The sequence below is a fragment of the Leifsonia sp. HAY1-4F genome, from assembly GCF_056755275.1.
Genome location: NZ_JBNDHX010000081.1, coordinates 1 through 17,815 on the forward strand (window position 1 = coordinate 1; position 17,815 = coordinate 17,815).

Here is a 17,815-nt window from a genome sequence, read left to right on the forward strand (position 1 = left end):
CTTCGTTCGCTTGACTCCGCTTCCGCTGCCCGGTTATCACCTGGACCGAGGTGGGGTGAGGTGATGTGCTGCAGCAGTAGGCGGCGTTCAAAGTCTCACTGCGGCCGTCGCCAGGTCTCGTCGCGGCGAATACCCTAGGTCCGGCATTGCAGCGCGCTGATTGCGTTGTGGTCATTTCCGGAACCGGGCCGGGGAGTGGACATGCGCGTCCGTCGTCTTGATGTCACGTTGGACGGATGCCATGGTCAGCGAGGAGTTCGCGGGCCCGGCCCATCTGACGGTCGGTTGAGAAGGTGTACCACTGTTCGCTGAGGTTTTCGGCGTGGAGGAGGTCGCGGAACCGAGAGAAGGCACCCTTGCCCTCGATCGCCCTGTCCATCCGCTCTCGAAGGGCCTTATCCTGCTGCCGCTCGGCAAAGGCCGCCATGTCTCGCCACGCGTTCTGCGAACCGGTCCGGTTGACTTGAAGCCAGCGGTCGGGCTCCTCCTCCACGTCGACGGCGGCGCTGTCCCCGACCATCGTCGGGTCAGTGGAGCTGTCGTCATACACTTCCCCGGTGCGCAGATCGAGGTAGCCACCGGTCGATAGCTCTGGATCTCCTTCCAGCACGCTGCTCAGCGTGTCGAGGTCTACCGGCAACACTCGGCCGGCCGGGGGCTCGCGGCGCAGTACCGCCAGCAGGTCCTCGGCAAGCGGCCTGTCACCGGCGCCGCCGCGCCAAGACAGTCGGTTGATGACCGACATTGCCACCGGCTCGGCTTCCCGGTGTAGCTGCGCCAGCGCCATCGGTATGCCGGCTCCCACGTGTTGCAGTGCGTCATCGATGTCGTGTCCGGTCACCGCCGCAAGAAAGCGCGTCGCATCTGCCGCCGCGATGGCTTGACGCAGCTCGGACAGGTCGAGGCTCGGCACCAGCAGATCTAGCGGCCACGCGTGCAGCAGCATCGGGTGTGGTCGACTCGGCTTCGCCAGCGCCGGGCTGTCACCGTCGTCGGTAGCCCAACGGCGCCCGTACTGGTCCGGGATGTTACCCCACCCCCAGTACGGCAGTGGGGCAGGCGGTCGGATGCCCAATACCTCTAAGGGGTCGATCTTTGCCTCCCCGACCACGCATCGGTGCGTCCAACGGTCACCGAGGTCGAAAGTGAACTGAAACTCAGCTCCCGGCTCCACTGTCCGTGTGACCTTGGCAACCATGATGTCGATGGGTGCGATGATTGGGCCGCTGATCGAACCGGCCATCTCGGCTCCGGTCTCTTCATCAGTGATCACCCGACCGTCGGCCAGGGTGAACATCGACAGGTGTGAGAGGTCCCAGCGAGCGAAGGCATCGTTTATCGCGGTGGCGAGATCCATGAAGGTGTGCGAGGGGCCGACCGCGAAGATGCGTCCGGGCCACGGCCACAACTCGTCACCGCGGCCACCGAGCAGCTCCACCATCACTGACAACCAGGTCCGTGCCATACCCAAGGATGACACGCGCGGAGACGCCCTCGAAGTGCCACGTCGAAGTGGGCAGATGTGCCCACATTTTGCCCACACTTGAATGAAAATCCACGTGATCACGGTGATCGCAGGAGTGCCGGAATCCGCGGAATTACGCGGATTCCGCCGGCCGACTCGCTTTTCCGGAGGCCCCAACTAGAGCACACGGCTCATAATCGTGGTGTCGCGGGTTCGAGTCCCGCCCTCGCTACATAGCTTGAAAACACTGGGAACGGCGGCTGTTGAACAGCCGCCGTTTTCTCGTTGTTATGTCTCAGCACATCTCTGACAGTCGTGAATCAATGCCCCGCGCGGTGCGATCACGACTTTCTGCGCCGAGCACCGGATCTCCCGGGAGACCTTCTCTGCGATCCGAAGGCGAGCTGCGGAGGATGGGCCAGCGGCAGCGTTGGAGCAGTCCGGGCTGGATCACAGCCCGATCAGCGTTCACGAGAAGATGCGGGCGCTCGGGATGGGCCCGGTGCCGGCAACGGCATCACTGGCTCGCATCTTTCGCGACCAGGGCGTCGCTCGGGCGGAGCCGAGGAAGAAGCCGCGGGCGGCGTTCCGCTCGTTCGTCCATCCGGCGCCGGATGCGTGCTGGCGGTTTGGACGCCGCCAGCTTTCAGGCTCAGGGGCGTTCGATGCCGTCGAACGTGGTCAGGACGTCGCGAGCGTGGGCGGTGGGGTCGTAGGGCGGGTTGCCGATGCGTTTCGTGGTGGGCTCCGCTGTCACCGCGGGCCACATGGTGTCGATGATCCCCTCGGCGAGGGTGAGGACGGCGTCGCGGACGAAGGCGTCGCGGACGATCTGTTCGCCGTTGGCGCCGGGACTCGTCTGGCCGACGATGCCATACATTTCCGTTCCGTGGACGGCGGGGGTTCCGTCGACGGGGCCCACGCAGAGCAGGTGCGCATTGCCGCCGGCTGCGGCGTGTGCGAGTGCGCCTCGGGCCTGGGGCAGGGTGAAGGAGAAGTTGGTGAGCAGCGCCCCGCGAACCTGGACGGGGGTACGCCCGTCGACGTCGAAGGCTGCGACGATTTTGCGGGCGCGCGTGAGGGTGATGCGGTTCCGTTGGGCGAATTCTTTGACGAGGGCGTCGATGCTGCCGGGATCGAAATCGTCGGTTCGGTGCAGGACCCACCAGTCGGTCTCGGCGGTGGTGCTGCTGAAGAGGATGTCGATGTCTCGGTGGCGTCCGGACTCGAGGACCCGCATGGGGTGATCGGCGAGGATACCGTTCGGCTGGTTGCGGTCGTCGACTACCGCGATGAAGTCGTTGTCGACCCCGTGCGTGGCTCCCGGGTCTGATGATTGGGTGTTGCTCATGGCCTCGGCGAGGACGTGCGCGTCAACGGTCAGGAGCTTCTCGGGTTCGTCCTGGACTCCGAGTGCGGTGAGGACCGCCAGCGCGCGCTCTTCGGCACCCCAGGCCGGCACTTTGCGTGATGGCACGCCGGAGAACGCGGCGATGTGGTGGTAGAGCCCGTCGGCCGAAGGCGCGGCCAGGAGCGCGAGACTATTAAAGGCGCCGGCGCTGTGGCCGGTGACGGTGACGCTGTTCGGGTCGCCGCCGAATCGGGAAATGTTCTCCCGCACCCAGCGCAGGGCGGTGATGATGTCTTGCAGGCCGAGGTTCGTGGCGTCTTTGAGTTCGCCGCCGTACTGGGAGAGGGACAGCCAGCCGAAGGGGCCGAGTCGATAGTTGATGGAGACCCCGATAGCTCGTCCGGTCGCGGCGAGGCCCGACGCGTTCGAGACGGTCTGCGTGTTCGCGCCGAGCACCCATCCGCCGCCGAAGATGTAGACGACAACGGGCAATAGCTCGTCGCTCGCGTCTTCGGGTGCCCAGACGTTGAGGTTCAGGCAGTCCTCGCTGAATCCGTTGTCGGCTTCCAACCATGAGGTGTCCCCCGCCTGGAGCGGTGCAGGGCCCTTCTGGTCATAGGGCACGTCGGGGTTGAACGGTAGCAATTCGGGTTTGCGGAAGCGTTCGGCGGTGGCGTAGGGGATGCCGAGCCAGGAGCGGACGGCGTGCGATTCGGGCATGGGTGAGCCTTTCGAGTAGTGGTGGGTTGTCGTGGACCTGGGTCAGTTGTCTGTGGGCGGTGTCGACGCGGACCCGGATTGGCTGTCGCGCAGCTCTGCCCAGTGGCGGAGTCGTTCGCTGATGACGCGTTCGTAGCCGCCGGCGGTGGGCTCGTAGAAGGTCTCCCGCGGCATTCCGTCGGGGAAGTAGTCGGCGCCGGAGAATCCGGTCTCGGTGTCGGGGTCGTACTGGTACCCGTTGCCGTAGCCGAGATCCTTCATCAGGCGGGTCGGAGCGTTCAGGATGTGCGCGGGCGGCATCAACGAACCGGTTCGTTTCGCCGCAGCGCGCGCTTTGTCGAACCCGCGGTACACACCGATGGACTTCGGCGCGGTCGCGAGGTAGACCACTGCTTGTGCGATGGCGAGCTCGCCTTCGGGGGATCCGAGGCGTTCGTAGACGTCCCAGGCGGCGAGGGCCTGCTGGACGGCGTGCGGGTCGGCCATGCCGATGTCTTCGGTAGCGAATCGGGTGATTCGGCGAGCGATGAATAGGGGGTCTTCGCCGCCGTCGAGCATCCGCGCCAACCAGTACAGGGCTGCGTCGGGGTCGGAGCCCCGCATCGACTTGTGAAGGGCGGAGATGAGGTTGTAGTGGCCTTCCTGCGACTTGTCATACAACGGTGCGCGTTTCTGTACGGCTGCGGCGAGGTCAGCTGAGTCGATGGGCGCGGGAAGGGCGTGTACTTGCTCGATCATGTTCAGCAGGTAGCGGCCGTCGCCATCCGCCATCGCGATCAGGGCCTGCCGCGCCTCGTCCGTCAGTGGTAGAGGCCGCTCGAGGAGAGCTTCGGAGCGAGTGATGAGCGTCTCGAGCGCAGTGTCGTCCAGGCGCTTCAGGACGAAGACCTGGGTTCGGGACAGGAGTGCGCCGTTGAGCTCGAAGCTGGGGTTCTCCGTCGTAGCGCCGACGAGGACGATGGTGCCGTCTTCGACGTAGGGCAGGAACGAGTCCTGCTGGGCGCGGTTGAAGCGGTGGATCTCGTCGACGAACAGCAACGTGCCCTGACCGACCTCGCGCCGGCGTTGCGCTGCGGCGAACACTTTCCGGAGGTCGGCGACGCCCGAGAAGGTGGCTGAAAGCGGTTCGAAGGCGAGATCCGTCTGCTCGGCGAGGAGCCGTGCGATCGTGGTCTTCCCGCACCCCGGCGGCCCCCACAACACCATCGACACCAGTCGCTGCGCATCCACCATCCGGCCGATCGGGGCGTCAGCAGCGAGCAGATGGTCCTGCCCGACGACGTCCTGCAGGGTGCGAGGCCGGAGCCGATCAGCCAGGGGCCGCGAAGCGTCATCGACGTCGAACAGGGACGGCGGCTCACTCACGACTGCTGCTTCCGATGGAACGGGTGCCCCGCTGTGACGTCTTCGAGCGATGTCGCGATGTCTCGGGCGTGCTGCTGCAGCTGCTCGCCTGAGAGCGTCACTCGTCTCTCCGTCCGAAGGTATCGGGGTCGACCGGACGCTTCGAGTGGGGGAGGTTCTCCACGACGAGCAAATACGAGTCCGTGACCAGGTCATCGATCAGTTGCGTCTGCAGATCCTCCGAGGGGTGCAGCGTGACCCAGTGCTTCTTGTTCATGTGGTACCCGGGCGTGATGTCGTCGTGCTGCTCCCGAAGCGCCTTGCCGTCCTCCGGATCGGTCTTCAGGATCACGATCGGCTCACCCGTGACATCGGTCATCAGCATGAAGACCTTCTCCCGCACCTTGAAGACCTCCCAGCCGGGCCCGAACGGATGCTCCAGGTCCGCACCGGGGAGTTCCTGCACTCGTGCCCGAGCGTGCTCCTGCAATTCTTCGCCGTTCATGCGATCTCCTTCGTCCTGAGGTAGATTGGACTGAATACGTACGAGTGTACGCACTTGGTCTGACATTGGAGAAAATGTGCGCCGCGGGAAACCGAACGACCCGGGAAGACGCTCCCGAATTCTGCAGGCGACTCTTGAGGTGATCACGGCCGACGGGGTGGATGCGGCGTCGTATCGGCGCATCGCCTCCCACGCGGGGGTACCGCTGGGGTCGATGACCTACTACTTCCCCAGTCTCGAGGGCCTGATCGTCAGCGCCATCGACTCGACCAGAGGCCAACTTGAACCCCGCTACGCAGCACCGCTGCGTGACGCTCGGACCCGGGCAGATGTCGTCGATGTGCTCGTCGACGCCACGATCGGCCCGACGAGCCCGAGCATTGCCGATATTCGCCTCTACGAAGAAATACGGCACTACGGGGCCCGCAACCAGGAGGTGGAGGACGTGCTCCGCACTGTCGAGGCGGAGTCGCTCGCGATGCTCCACCGCGTAGTCCCGCCCGCCATAGCCCTCGCCGTCAACGCCCTGCTGTGGGGCTGGTGGGAGCACCGCGTGATCCACCCCGACAAATCACTCGACGAACAGACCGTGCGCCAGGCCTACGAAGCTCTCATCGCGCTGCCGTCCGCCGATCACCCATTCCACAAGAAGGAGCAGAACGCATCCTGACACGATGCGCGCAATCCGCCTCACCGGGCTCGTGGACATCGACGGTCTCACCGTCAGCGACATGCCGGCGTCGTCCACGCTGCGAACGTCATCGCCACGACACGCAACCCCGCGCGACCACAGCCGGATCGAGGAGGACGACCAGGTGCTGATCTTCGACGCCCAGGGCACAGGGCGATGGCGATCTGGAGCATGCGTGATGCCGTGCGGCGGGTTGCTCAGGCGGCGATCGGCTAGGTCGAGCGCTCGAGCTGTTGCACATCCCAGTAGACGCATTCGACGAGCGAGTGCGCCGGGCACGCGGGAGCACCAGACGGATCGGGCGCGGCGATGCGGTCGAACTCACCGCGGGCCTTGTCGAGCAGGCTGGTGAACTCCGCTTCGCTCACGACGCACTGGTCGGCCGTCAGCCACTCGCGAAGCAGGGTCTCGACGTCCTGATGGTAGACACGGGAGTCGGCCCAGACGCGTTGGACGATACCTGCGATCTGATCCTCGCGCGGCGCCGGCTCTGCGCCATCCATCACCGGGAAGTGCTGCGGAGGCTTAGGCTTCTTCGCTTTCATCGGTGTACCACCTGCCTTTTCGGGCCGCTTCGGCCCCTGCTCCAGGATGCACCTGATCGATGAGGCGCGGTACTTGCGGTTCCAGCGTCGGCAATCTGCGTCGGTGACGAGGTCGCGGTCACAGCTGGGTCTTGCCGCCTCCGGTGTCGTATCAGGCGGGGATGAGCCTTTCGACCTGCGCCAGCTCGGCATCGTGCTCCTCGTGTTCGAGTTCGATGTCGTAATCGTTCTGGACCGGGTACGCCGTGCGCACCCGCGATGAGCGGGACCGGAGGAGAGTCCTGTTCGCAGCCACGCCCGAGGGAGTGGCGCTCGCACAGGAGACGCGCGCCCAGCGCAATGCCTGGCTCGATGGCAGGCTGGGCGCGCTCAACGCTGACGACCAGGCAACGATCGCCCGGGTATGTGAACTGCTCGACGCGATCGTGCGGTCATAGCGGGCGTTTCTCGGCGTCGAGGGCGTTTCCGCTCCCCACGCAAAGAGGGGATACCGCGGAGTTCTCATGTACGGGTACGTTCGAAATCCTCAGAGAGGCACCCGAAATGAGCACTCCACCCAGCTGGTTTCCGAATCCGGCCAATCCGAATGAAGAGGTCTACTGGGACGGAGATCGCTGGACAGGCGACAAGCGTGTGGTCTATGGCGCGAACCCACACGGAGACGTACCCGTCGAAGCAGAGGATGTTGTCGCCACGGAGGCGGTTCATCCAGCAGATCCGCGAGGTTCTGGCGCAGAGGACGGCCAGATCCCGCACGTAAAACCTGAGCCAGCCCCGCGGCCGCGCAAGAAGCGGACTGCTCTGTGGGTGGCGTTGATTGCGGTTGTTACGATTCTCCTCGTCGGTGGCGTCACAACGGCAGTCGTCGCCAACAATGTCCATGCTCAGCAAGTCGCTGAGCAGAAAGCGCTCGCGAAGAAGAAGGCCGACGAGCAACGCGCGCAAGAAGCTGCTGCGGCGGCCAAGCAAGCCGCCGACGATGCCAAGAGGTCCCAGCGCAAGGACACGGTGACCCAAGTCGAAGCGTCGATCAAGAAGATGGCTGAAGACGACATCTCGAAAGGATTGCTGACTGGACCTGTGATCAGCGTGAGTTGCAATCCGGTGTCCGGCTCCACGGACGACCTCACCGACACAACAACTACGTTCGACTGCTTTGTGGCGAACAAGGACAACGGCGACGGCACGAGCTCCGGCTACTTCTTCAACGCCACGGTCAACTGGAACTCCGGGTCCTATACCTATGGTCTTGGCAAGTCCGGCGGATAACTCGGTTGGGTGCGGGCGTTCGCGGGGATAGGTCTGGGCGATCGCGCCGAGGTATTTTGTGGCCTGGCCGAGGCTAGTGGCCCGAGGCCCGACAGTGCGACCACCACAACGCCGATTGTCGGGATCCCGACGAGCTGACCGTGCCGGCGGGAGTGTGTGCGGCCATTGGGAACGAATGCCGTTGCTCGCGCGACCGCATACGTTCCGAAATGGCGCATTCGCTGTTTCGCGCCCGGGCATGGTTGCGCGCGCGACCGCATATGTTCCGAAATGGCGCACTCGCCGTCGCGCCCGGGCACGGCCGTTCGCCCGTCGGCGCCGGCCGCTGCCTCAGTCGGCTGATGCGAGAGCCGCGATGATCGCGTTCGTCGCCTGCTCGGTGGTCGCGGTGCCGCCGATGTCAGAGGTCATGACGCCTGCGGCCAACGTCGCCTCGATGGCCGCGACGATCGCATCTGCGGCGTCGGTGTGTCCGAGGTGCTCGAGCATCAGCGCGCCGGCCCAGACCTGACCGATCGGATTGGCGATACCCAGACCGGCGATGTCGGGTGCCGAGCCGTGGACAGGTTCGAACATGGAGGGGTGCATGCGCACGGGATTGAGGTTCGCGCTCGGGGCGATACCGATCGAACCGACCATCGCGGCTGCCAGATCGGAGAGGATGTCACCGAAGAGGTTGGAGGCGACGATGACGTCGTGCCGGGAGGGCTGAAGGATCAGGCTCGCGGCCAGGGCGTCGATGAGCACGCTGGTCAATCGGACGTCGGGATAGTTCGAGAGGGTCTCCGAAACGACCTCGTCCCAGAACGGCATCGTGTGGATTATCCCGTTGGACTTCGTCGCCGACGTGACCCGGCTGGAGCGTTTTGCCGCAAGGTCCGCAGCGAATCGCGCCACGCGTTCGACGCCCCTGCGGGTGAACAGCGACTGCTGGTACGCGGCTTCTTCCGGCTGCCCCTGATAGCTCCGGCCGCCCACCTCCGAGTATTCCCCCTCGACGTTCTCGCGCACGATGACGAGATCGACATCGCCCGCGCGTTTCAGCGGTGAGTCGATTCCGGGCAGCGATCGGACGGGACGCAGGTTCACATACTGATCGAAGACCCGGCGGATGGGGATGAGCATCCCCCAGAGCGTTTCGACATCCGAGATGCCCGGGGTTCCGACAGCGCCGAGGAAGATCGCGTCGAATCCGCCGAGCGTGTCGAGCGCGTCGACGGGCATCATCCGGCCGCGCTTGACGAAGTGCTCGGCTCCCCAGGCGAACTCGTGCCATTCGAGCCGCACGCCGAATCGTTCGCCGGCGATGTCGAGCACCCTCTGTGCCGCGGGCAGCACTTCGGTCCCGATCCCGTCGCCGGGGAGAGCTGCCACTCGGTGTGTCTGCGGTGCCATGTTCGCCTACCTCTTCTCGCTCAGTCCCGAAGCCTCGAACCGCTAACGGCCGTTGCCCTCGGGACGACGCTGCTGTAGTTTGTATGTTGTTGACAATCTACACGAATGTTTGGAGAGTCCCAATGGCGGCATTGAGCCCGATCCTCAAGCAAGCGACCCCCGTGGTCGTCGATCACGCGTCAGGAAGCTGGATCTACGGCACGGATGGCGAACGCTATCTCGACTTCACAACCGGAATCGGGGTCACCAGCACGGGGCACTGTCATCCGCGCGTGGTCGAGGCCGCCCGCGCGCAGATCGGTGAGGTCATCCACGCGCAATACACGACGGTCATGCACAAGCCGCTGCTCGCGCTCACCCAGGCGCTGGGCGAGGTACTGCCCGATGGGCTCGACAGTGTCTTCTACGCGAATTCCGGGTCCGAAGCAGTCGAAGCATCATTGCGACTGGCGCGCATGGCGACGGGCCGGCCGAACATCATCGCGTTCCACGGCGGGTTCCACGGCAGGACCGTGGGCGCAGCATCACTGACGAGCGCCGGTACGAAGTTCCGGTCGGGATTCTCCCCGTTGATGGGCGGCGTGCATTTCGCGCCGTTCCCGAACGCGTTCCGCTACGGCTGGGATCCGGAGACGACGATCGACTTCGCACTCCGCGAACTGGACTACCTGCTGCAGACGGTCTCCTCGCCCCAGGACACGGCGGCATTCATCATCGAGCCGGTCCTCGGCGACGGCGGCTACCTTCCCACCCCGCCGCGCTTCCTCGAGGGATTGCGCGATCGCGCGACCGCCATGGGCATCATCCTCATCGTGGACGAGGTCCAGGCAGGGGTCGGCCGCACCGGACGATTCTGGGGACACCAGCACAGCGCGATCACCCCGGACGTGCTGATCACGGCGAAAGGACTGGCGAGCGGATTCCCGATCTCGGCCATCGCGGCCTCGAACGATCTGATGGAACTGGCGTGGCCAGGCTCGCAGGGCGGCACGTACGGCGGCAACGCTGTCGCCGCAGCCGCGGCCGTTGCGACGCTCCAGGTCGTCAAGGACGAAGGGCTCGTCGAGAACTCCCGGCTGCGGGGCGAGCAACTTCGTCACGGCCTGAACGAATTGCAGGCGACCGAGCCGCTGATGGGCGACGTTCGCGGTCTGGGGCTCATGCAGGCGATCGAGTTCGTGACGGCCGGCGGAGCACCGAACCCGGCGCTCGCCGCAGCCGTCCAGCAGGCGGCCATCGAGGAGGGGCTCCTTCTGCTCACCTGTGGGCCGGCAGGGAACATCGTCAGGATCGTTCCACCGCTGACCGTGAGCGTGGACGAGATCCAATCCGGTCTCGGCCGGCTCGCCGCTTCTGTGCAGACCGCGACGGAGCGAACCCTCGCTGTGGCCGTCGCTCACTGAGTTCCACCCGAATCCCACATCACCAAAAGGACGAACCATGACGACCTCTCACGACGCGCAGGCGCTCATCGACTCACTCGAGCACCGGCTCTACATTCAGGGTGCGTGGCAGGAGGCCGCGGACGCGGCTACCTTCACAGTGGAGAATCCCGCTACGAAACAGGTGATCGCCGAGGTCGCAGACGGATCGGCCGTCGATGCCGAACGGGCCATCAGGGCCGCCGGCGACGCCCAGGACGCCTGGGGACGCACCTCGCCGAGAATGCGCAGCGAGATCCTGCGACGAGCATATGAGCTCATCATCGAGCGGACCGAGGACCTCGCGGCCATCATGACGGCCGAGATGGGCAAGCCGCTCCAGGAGGCGCGGGGCGAGGTGGCGTACGCCGCCGAGTTCTTCCGCTGGTTCTCAGAGGAGGCCGTGCGCGTTTCCGGGGACTACACGACGAGCCCCGACGGCCGGCACCGGCTTCTCGTCTCGCGTGTTCCCGTCGGGCCGTGCGTACTGGTGACTCCGTGGAACTTCCCGCTCGCGATGGGCACACGCAAGATCGGCCCGGCCATTGCCGCTGGATGCACCATGGTGTTCAAGCCGGCCCCTCAGACTCCGCTGTCATCGCTGGCGTTGGTGGACATCCTCGAGGAGGCGGGCCTGCCGGAGGGTGTGCTGAACGTCGTGACGACCACGGACCCGTCGGCTGTCGTCTCGACCTGGATGAGGAGCGGTATCGCGCGAAAGATCAGCTTCACCGGTTCCACCGCTGTCGGGAAGGTGCTTCTCGCCCAGGCGGCGGAAAGCGTGATGCGCACCTCGATGGAACTCGGCGGGAACGCCCCGTTCATCGTCTGCGAGGATGCGGACATCGACGCGGCCGTGGATGGCGCGATCGTCGCGAAGCTGAGGAACATGGGCGAAGCCTGCACTGCCGCGAATCGTTTCCTCGTACATCGCTCGATAGCATCCGAGTTCTCCGCACGTCTCGCCGAGAAGATGGAAGCCTTGCCCGTCGGTGACGGGTTCGCAGACGAGACCCGGATCGGGCCGCTGATCGACGCGGCGGGACTCGGCAAGGTCCAGCAGCTCGTGGACGACGCCGTGTCGAAGGGAGCCCGGGCGATCACTGGCGGAGCCGTTCAGACCGGCGCCGGTTACTTCTACCCTCCGACCGTTCTGACCGATGTCAGCGTCGATTCGCAGCTCATGTCGACGGAGATCTTCGGTCCTGTGGCCCCGGTCATCCCCTTCGATGACGACGACGAGGCGGTCTCGATCGCGAACGACACCGAGTGGGGACTCGTCGGGTACCTCTTCACCACCGACCTGGATCGCGCCTTCCGGCTCAGCGACCGGCTCGAGGTCGGCATGGTCGGGCTCAATGCCGGGCTCGTGTCCAACCCCGCAGCACCGTTCGGCGGGGTCAAGCAGTCCGGGCTCGGTCGTGAGGGCGGACGCATCGGAATCGATGAGTTCCTGGAGTACAAGTACCTCTCGGTGCCCCGGGAGTCCTGACTCTCGAACATAAAAAGGTCGGCCCCGTCGCTCTGACGGGGCCGACCTTGTTGTTGTGGCTGCTGCTACACATTCACGATGATGCTCTTCGGCTCGGTCATGGCCTCCATCGCGAAGCGAACCCCTTCCCGTCCGATGCCGGAGTTCTTGAACCCGCCGAAGGGCATGGCGTCGGAGCGGAGGTCGCTGGTGCCGTTGACGATCACCGCGCCAGCAGTGATCTGCGGCGCAACCGTGTAGGCAGTGCGGACCGACTGGGTGAAGAGACCCGCTTGGAGCGCGTAGTCGGTGCTGTTGGCAGCGCGGATCGCCTCCCCGATATCGTCGAACGCCATGACGGTGACGACGGGACCGAAGATCTCCTCCGTGATGAGAGGCGAGTCCGCGAGAACCCCGGTGAGGACGGTCGGGTAGTAGAACGAACCGGCGCGCCGGCCTCCCACGTGGACTGTCGCACCCTGTGCCCGCGCATCGTCGACCCAGCTCTCGACGCGGACGGCGGCGGACTCGGAGATGAGTGGACCGATGTCTGTGCTCGGGTCGAATTTGCTACCGACCCGGAGCCGCCCGGTGCTCTCGACCACCTCGCGGAGAAAGCGATCGAACAGCGAGTCGTGGACATACACGCGCTGCACGGAGAGGCAATTCTGCCCCGCGACCCCGAATGCACCACTGACGACATCGGCGACCGCCGCGGCGAGGTCGGCGTCTGCGCACACGATCGTCGGGTTGTCTCCGCCCAGCTCCATCAGCATCTTCCGCGGGCCGGAAGCATCGGTGATCTTCCTCGCCGTGCTGGGTCCACCCGTGAATGAGACCAGAGAGATCCGGCCGTCCGTGACGAGAGCGTTTCCCACCTCGGCGCCTCCGCAGACCACGGCGATGCGGCCGGCGGGGACCCCCGACTCGAGGAGCGCATTCGTCAGGGCGAGAGCGGTGAGAGGAGTGAACGACGACGGCTTGAGGACGACGCCGTTGCCGGCCATCAGCGCGGGCCCGAGCTTGTGGGCGACAAGATTCAGGGGATCGTTGAAGGAGGTGATCGCAGCGACGATGCCGACCGGCTCCCGGGTGAACCAGCCGACCTTGCCGGCTCCGTTCCGGTTTCCTTCGAAGGGGATCGTCTCGCCCGTCAGGAACGCGCCGGCCTCGGCCGAAAGGCGCAGCGTCTCGACGCAGCGGCGCACCTCACGCTCGGCCTCTGCGAGCGTCTTCACGCCTTCCGATGCGATGAGCCGCGCGAAGTCCCTCGACTTCGCCTCGACCAGGCGAGCGGACGCCTCCAGTGCCTCGCGGCGCGCCCAGACCGGCCACGCGTCCGCCTCGAGCGACGCGGCGACCGCGGTGATGGCGCGAGCCACATCCTGTTTCGTCGATGACGCCACGTAACCGAGAACCCGGCCATCTTCCGGGTCCGCGACCGCCAGGTTCAGCTCGGAGTGCTGCCACGCGCCGGCGATGTACGCACCGCCGGGGACAAGTCGGGCTATGTGGTCCTCCGCTGCGCGCGTCGGCGCAACGGTGCGGGTCACAGAGACGGCAGTTTCTTCGCACACGTCCATCGGATGCTCCTTCTATTTCACGAAGTCGACGACTTTGGCGCCGAGACCGATGAACGGCAGGAACCAGGGCGGCCCGAAATGCCCGGGAACCGGGGGGAACTTCAAGCTCTTCCACACCTCGGTGCTCGGCTGGCCCGTCAACCGCAAAGCCATCTGCTTGCCCATGTGGCTGGCCATCTGCACACCGTGACCGCTGTAGCAGATGGAGTAGAAAACGCCGTCGTGGATACCCGCGTGAACCATCTGGTCCATCGAGATGTCGACGAGCCCGCCCCAGGTGTAATCGATCCGCGTCCCTGACAGATACGGGAACAGTGTCGTCATCGCCCGCCGCAGGATCTCCGCGCTCTTCAGGTCCGATTCCGGATTCGACAGCGCGAATCGCGCGCGGCCGCCGAAGAGCAACCGATTGTCCGGCGTGATGCGGAAGTAGTAGGTGAGAAGTTTGGCGTCCGCCGCTTGACGGCGATGGGGCAGGATCCGGTCGACGACGTCCTGGGCGAGGGGTTCGGTGACGATGATGAAACTGCCGACCGGGACGACACGCCGTTGCAGCCAGGGCGTCAGGGAGCCCGTGTAGCCGCTCGTCGCCACAAGCACTTTGCTGGCGCGGATCACGCCTCTGGTCGTCTGGACGTCGTGAACCTCACCGGAGATCCGGGACAGCTTCATCGCCTTCGCGTCTTCGCAGATGACAGCGCCGGCCGCGATCGCGGCCTGAGCCAGCCCGTGGACGAATTTGCCGACGTGAACACCGGCTCCCAGAGGGTCGACCATGGCGCCGTGGTAGAAGTCCGTCCCGATCTCGTCGTGGATCTGCGCCTTCGGGACGACCGTGACGTGATAGTCGGCGAGCTTGGCCAGGCTCTTCTGCGTTGCGTACATCCCGTTCAGGTGTGCGGGCTTGAACGCGAGAGAAAGCTTGCCCGAGCGCTCGAAATCGCAATCGATGCCGTTCTCGGTGACCAGGCTCTCCACCGTGTCGATGGCCCGGTTGTATTCCCGGAACATGCCGACTGCCCGCTGTTCGCCATACCGCTTGATGGCGGTGCCGAAGCCGATCGCGAGCCCGGTGGTCGCCATCCCGCCATTTCGTCCGGAAGCGCCCCACCCGACCGTATGCTCGTCGACCACGACCACCCGGGCGCCCTGCTTCGCCAACTCGAGCGCCGCGGACAGCCCGGTCAGGCCGGCGCCCACGACCACGACGTCTGCGTGGTCGGGGACCGGAGTGCGTCGATAGTCGCCGGACGGCGTTGCGGTGTCCAGCCAGTACGGAGTGAGTTTCACCAGGACCTCCTGTTAGTGCGCGGTTCAGATTCCGAGAAGGGAATTCACTTCGTCAAGCGAATTGACGAGTGTGTAGTTGTATGCGGGGCTCTGCGGGTCGTAACCGCGGTCGAGCATGACCTTGTTCGTGAAGCCGAGGTCGTCGGCCGGCATCAGGTCGTAGCGCGTGTGGGACGAGACGTGAAGGAAGTCCTCCGGGGTCGCGTCGAGCTGGTCGACCATGTATTCGAAAGCCTGGTAGCGCGGCTTGTAGAAGCCGGCCTGCTCGGCCGTGAAGACCGCGTGGAAGTCGGCCCCCAGCTTCGGAACGGACGTTTCGAGGAAGCGCGTGTCGGCGTTCGAGAGGATCACGAGCTGGTAGTTCTCGGCCATCTTCTGCAGGGGTTCGACGACGTCCGGATGCGGCCCCCAGGTGAGAACGGCGGCCGCGAGTTGATCGCCGGCATCGGTCTGCACATCCAGACCCCATTTGCGGCAGGTCCGGGCGTAGGCGTCGTGAAGCACCTGGGAGTACGCGTAGTAGGAGCCGCACACCTGGTCGTAGCGGTACTTGCTGAACTGCGGAAGGAAGGCCGTGATCTGTTCAGCGGACAAGCGGTCGCCGATCAGTCGACGCGTGACACTCTCGATCTCGAAATTGATCAGGGTGCCGTAGCAGTCGAATGAGACGTACTTCGGCCGGAACTTCGTGTCTGTCATGACGTGTCCTCTCTGAGGTACCGGGCTCGCTGGCTGTTCCTTATGTCCTTGGTGCGGTCCGAATCAATATAACTCCAGATGCGCAGATTGTCGACAGTCGGCAACCTTTTGTTGACAGATGGTTGCGTGCAAAGATAGACAGCGGGGTTAGCAACGCGTCCGCTGCCCTGGCGAGCTGCTTACGGGGGGCGCCGCCCGTGCTACACCCCGCGTTGGAGGTTCTTCATGGCCGGCCTCGGTAACTTGAAGGCGCTTGAGCTCAGATCGACCGCTGACCGCATCAGCGACGAGCTGAGGCAGATGATCATCGATGGCACGCTCCGGCCCGGTGAACAGCTCGGCGAAGCGAAGATCGCGGGCCAGCTCGGCGTCTCCCGAGCGCCTGTCCGCGAGGCTCTTCAGCAGCTCGTCCAGGAGAGGCTCCTGGTCGCAGCGAGGAACAAAGGCGTCTCGGTCGTCTCGTTCACCGCGGCCGATATCCGAGAGATCTACGACGCGCGCCTTGCGATGGAGAAGCATGCGGCGTCTCAGATCCTCTCGGGAGGCGCCGCTGCCCGAGCGAGCGCTGCGAAACAGTTGAGCCTGCTGCTGCCGCGGCTCGCCGATGCCATCCGGGCGGGCGACCGGCGCCAAGTGTCGGCCATCGATCTGGAGTTCCATACCGGCCTGATCGCCGCGGCCGGCAACTCGCGCCTCCTGCACGCGTACATGATCCTTTCCGCCGAGGCGCTCGCCTGCATCAACCGCCTCGAGATCGCCTATCCGGCTGGAATGGACCTCGTTGCCGACCACGAGCAGCTGATCGAGTTGCTCCTCCGGGGCGACATCGATGCTGTGTCGGACGCGCTCAGCTCGCACCTGAACGTCGCGGCGAACCGGCTCACCTCCCAGCCTCCAGTGCTGGAGAGCTGACCGAATTTTCAGCAGTGCAAGTTTGCTGCCGATTGTCGACAATCTGCGAAGGATATGGTTGTATGTGACTCACCCACACGTCATTTGCTGAGAGGACGTACCATGAGATTCGCAAAAACCCTGTCTTTCGCTGCCGCAGGCGCAGCAGTTCTGCTGGCGGTGAGCGGTTGCAGTACCGTCGCCGACGCCGGCTCCTCCAAAGGATCGGGCGCAAGCGACATCACGGCAGGGGTCAAGGTCGATCCCGCCGCCGTGAAGCTGCTGCCGCCCGCGACCAAGAAGGCCGGCGTGCTGACCGTCGCGATGGACCTCAACTACCCGCCCACGTCGTTCCTTGCGTCCGACAACGCTACGGCGATCGGATTCAACCCTGATTTCGTGCGCCTGATCGGTAAGAAGCTCGGCGTCAAGATCCAGATCGAGAACGTGTCGTTCGACACGATCGTTCCGGGTATCGCCGCTGGTCGGTACGACTTCACCGCCACCGATATGAGCGCCACTCCGGCTCGCCTGAAGGTCCTCAGCATGATCGACTACTGGGCCGCCGGTTCGTCTCTCGTCGTCAGCCCCGGCAATCCCGCGAAGTTGAGTCTGGCCGACAACTCTCTGTGCGGCCACAGCATCGGTGTGACCCAGGGTTCGACCCAGGCCCAGACGTACGTCCCGCTGATTTCGCAGAAGTGCCAGTCCGCCGGCGCACAGCCGGTGAAGGCGGTCGTTCTGCCGAACGTGCAGGACGCGCTCACCCAGCTCAACTCCAAGCGCCTCGACGGTGTCTTCTACGACACGAGCTCGCTCGGCTGGGCGGCGAAGCAGCAGCCCAGCTCGTTCAAACTGGTGACCCCGCAGTACAAGAAGCAGACCGGTACCGATCTGGTTGCGCTCGGAATCGCCAAGGACTCGCCACTGATCCCCGCCCTGCACGCTGCGACTCAAGCGGTCTTGGACAGCCCCCAGTACAAGAAGGCGCTCGACAACTGGGGTCTGGGTACGGGCGCGATCACGACAGCCACCTTGCAGCAGTAGCCCATGTCTTCTACGAAGACACCCATCAAGGTCCGCACCAGCGAGACAGGGAGAGTGGACACCGTGGACGCGTCACAAAAGCCGAGGATCCATCGCAAGCGGCCCCTCGAGTACGTCTCCTGGGCGGT

17 protein-coding genes are annotated in these 17,815 nt (G+C 65.1%); 7 read left to right on the plus strand and 10 right to left on the minus strand.

The window, feature by feature from the left end; translation table 11 throughout:
• Window positions 1–223: 223 nt before the first annotated feature.
• The 4 genes from ACPYOG_RS14310 to ACPYOG_RS14325 form a co-directional block, all read right to left on the minus strand.
• Window positions 224–1,441: a UPF0158 family protein gene (locus ACPYOG_RS14310; RefSeq protein WP_481294853.1), complete on the minus strand. Its 1,218-nt coding sequence runs from the start codon at window positions 1,439–1,441 to the stop codon at window positions 224–226.
• 676 nt (window positions 1,442–2,117) lie between these two features.
• Complete coding sequence (locus tag ACPYOG_RS14315) at window positions 2,118–3,536, minus strand: carboxylesterase family protein (RefSeq protein ID WP_481294854.1); 1,419 nt, start codon at window positions 3,534–3,536, stop codon at window positions 2,118–2,120.
• Window positions 3,537–3,578: 42 nt separating this feature from the next.
• Window positions 3,579–4,901: a replication-associated recombination protein A gene (locus ACPYOG_RS14320; RefSeq protein WP_481294855.1), complete on the minus strand. Its 1,323-nt coding sequence runs from the start codon at window positions 4,899–4,901 to the stop codon at window positions 3,579–3,581.
• Between the two features lie 97 nt (window positions 4,902–4,998).
• Window positions 4,999–5,385: an MmcQ/YjbR family DNA-binding protein gene (locus tag ACPYOG_RS14325; protein ID WP_481294856.1), complete on the minus strand. Its 387-nt coding sequence runs from the start codon at window positions 5,383–5,385 to the stop codon at window positions 4,999–5,001.
• A 76-nt stretch (window positions 5,386–5,461) separates the two neighbouring features.
• Between ACPYOG_RS14325 and ACPYOG_RS14330 the strand changes: the two genes are divergently transcribed.
• The gene (locus tag ACPYOG_RS14330; RefSeq protein ID WP_481294857.1) at window positions 5,462–6,055 is read left to right on the plus strand and encodes a TetR/AcrR family transcriptional regulator; all 594 of its coding nucleotides are present in this window, start codon (window positions 5,462–5,464) and stop codon (window positions 6,053–6,055) included.
• A gap of 233 nt (window positions 6,056–6,288) precedes the next feature.
• Here the strand turns inward: ACPYOG_RS14330 and ACPYOG_RS14335 are convergent, their stop codons facing one another.
• Both ACPYOG_RS14335 and ACPYOG_RS14340 read right to left on the minus strand, forming a co-directional pair.
• Entirely contained in the window at window positions 6,289–6,621 is a 333-nt protein-coding gene (locus tag ACPYOG_RS14335) for a hypothetical protein (RefSeq protein WP_481294858.1), read from the minus strand.
• 151 nt (window positions 6,622–6,772) lie between these two features.
• Complete coding sequence (locus ACPYOG_RS14340; protein WP_481294859.1) at window positions 6,773–6,916, minus strand: hypothetical protein; 144 nt, start codon at window positions 6,914–6,916, stop codon at window positions 6,773–6,775.
• 10 nt (window positions 6,917–6,926) lie between these two features.
• Here ACPYOG_RS14340 and ACPYOG_RS14345 point away from each other — a divergent pair, with 10 nt between their 5' ends.
• Both ACPYOG_RS14345 and ACPYOG_RS14350 read left to right on the plus strand, forming a co-directional pair.
• Window positions 6,927–7,058: a hypothetical protein gene (locus ACPYOG_RS14345; protein ID WP_481294860.1), complete on the plus strand. Its 132-nt coding sequence runs from the start codon at window positions 6,927–6,929 to the stop codon at window positions 7,056–7,058.
• A 106-nt stretch (window positions 7,059–7,164) separates the two neighbouring features.
• A complete protein-coding gene (locus tag ACPYOG_RS14350) occupies window positions 7,165–7,890 on the plus strand; it encodes a hypothetical protein (protein WP_481294861.1) in 726 nt (241 codons plus the stop codon).
• 330 nt (window positions 7,891–8,220) lie between these two features.
• On the opposite strand, the gene ACPYOG_RS14355 is transcribed toward ACPYOG_RS14350, so the two are convergent.
• A complete protein-coding gene (locus ACPYOG_RS14355; protein WP_481294862.1) occupies window positions 8,221–9,264 on the minus strand; it encodes a tartrate dehydrogenase in 1,044 nt (347 codons plus the stop codon).
• Window positions 9,265–9,407: 143 nt separating this feature from the next.
• Here ACPYOG_RS14355 and ACPYOG_RS14360 point away from each other — a divergent pair, with 143 nt between their 5' ends.
• Together ACPYOG_RS14360 and ACPYOG_RS14365 are read left to right on the plus strand one after the other, a co-directional pair.
• A complete protein-coding gene (locus ACPYOG_RS14360) occupies window positions 9,408–10,688 on the plus strand; it encodes an aspartate aminotransferase family protein (RefSeq protein ID WP_481294863.1) in 1,281 nt (426 codons plus the stop codon).
• Window positions 10,689–10,725: 37 nt separating this feature from the next.
• On the plus strand, window positions 10,726–12,198 hold the full coding sequence (locus ACPYOG_RS14365; RefSeq protein ID WP_481294864.1) for an NAD-dependent succinate-semialdehyde dehydrogenase: 1,473 nt from the start codon (window positions 10,726–10,728) through the stop codon (window positions 12,196–12,198).
• A 65-nt stretch (window positions 12,199–12,263) separates the two neighbouring features.
• Here ACPYOG_RS14365 and ACPYOG_RS14370 read toward each other — a convergent pair whose 3' ends face one another.
• From ACPYOG_RS14370 to ACPYOG_RS14380, 3 genes are read right to left on the minus strand one after another with little or no spacing between them, the layout of a single operon-like run.
• Window positions 12,264–13,730, minus strand: coding sequence for an aldehyde dehydrogenase family protein (locus tag ACPYOG_RS14370; protein WP_481294865.1), 1,467 nt, complete (start codon window positions 13,728–13,730; stop codon window positions 12,264–12,266).
• A 42-nt stretch (window positions 13,731–13,772) separates the two neighbouring features.
• Window positions 13,773–15,050 (minus strand): NAD(P)/FAD-dependent oxidoreductase, encoded by a 1,278-nt coding sequence (locus ACPYOG_RS14375; RefSeq protein WP_481294866.1) that lies wholly within the window; start codon window positions 15,048–15,050, stop codon window positions 13,773–13,775.
• 24 nt (window positions 15,051–15,074) lie between these two features.
• Entirely contained in the window at window positions 15,075–15,749 is a 675-nt protein-coding gene (locus ACPYOG_RS14380) for a haloacid dehalogenase type II (RefSeq protein WP_481294867.1), read from the minus strand.
• Between the two features lie 225 nt (window positions 15,750–15,974).
• Here ACPYOG_RS14380 and ACPYOG_RS14385 point away from each other — a divergent pair, with 225 nt between their 5' ends.
• On the plus strand, window positions 15,975–16,661 hold the full coding sequence (locus ACPYOG_RS14385; RefSeq protein WP_481294868.1) for a GntR family transcriptional regulator: 687 nt from the start codon (window positions 15,975–15,977) through the stop codon (window positions 16,659–16,661).
• 102 nt (window positions 16,662–16,763) lie between these two features.
• Window positions 16,764–17,687, plus strand: coding sequence for an ABC transporter substrate-binding protein (locus tag ACPYOG_RS14390; protein ID WP_481294869.1), 924 nt, complete (start codon window positions 16,764–16,766; stop codon window positions 17,685–17,687).
• Window positions 17,688–17,815 lie beyond the last annotated feature (128 nt).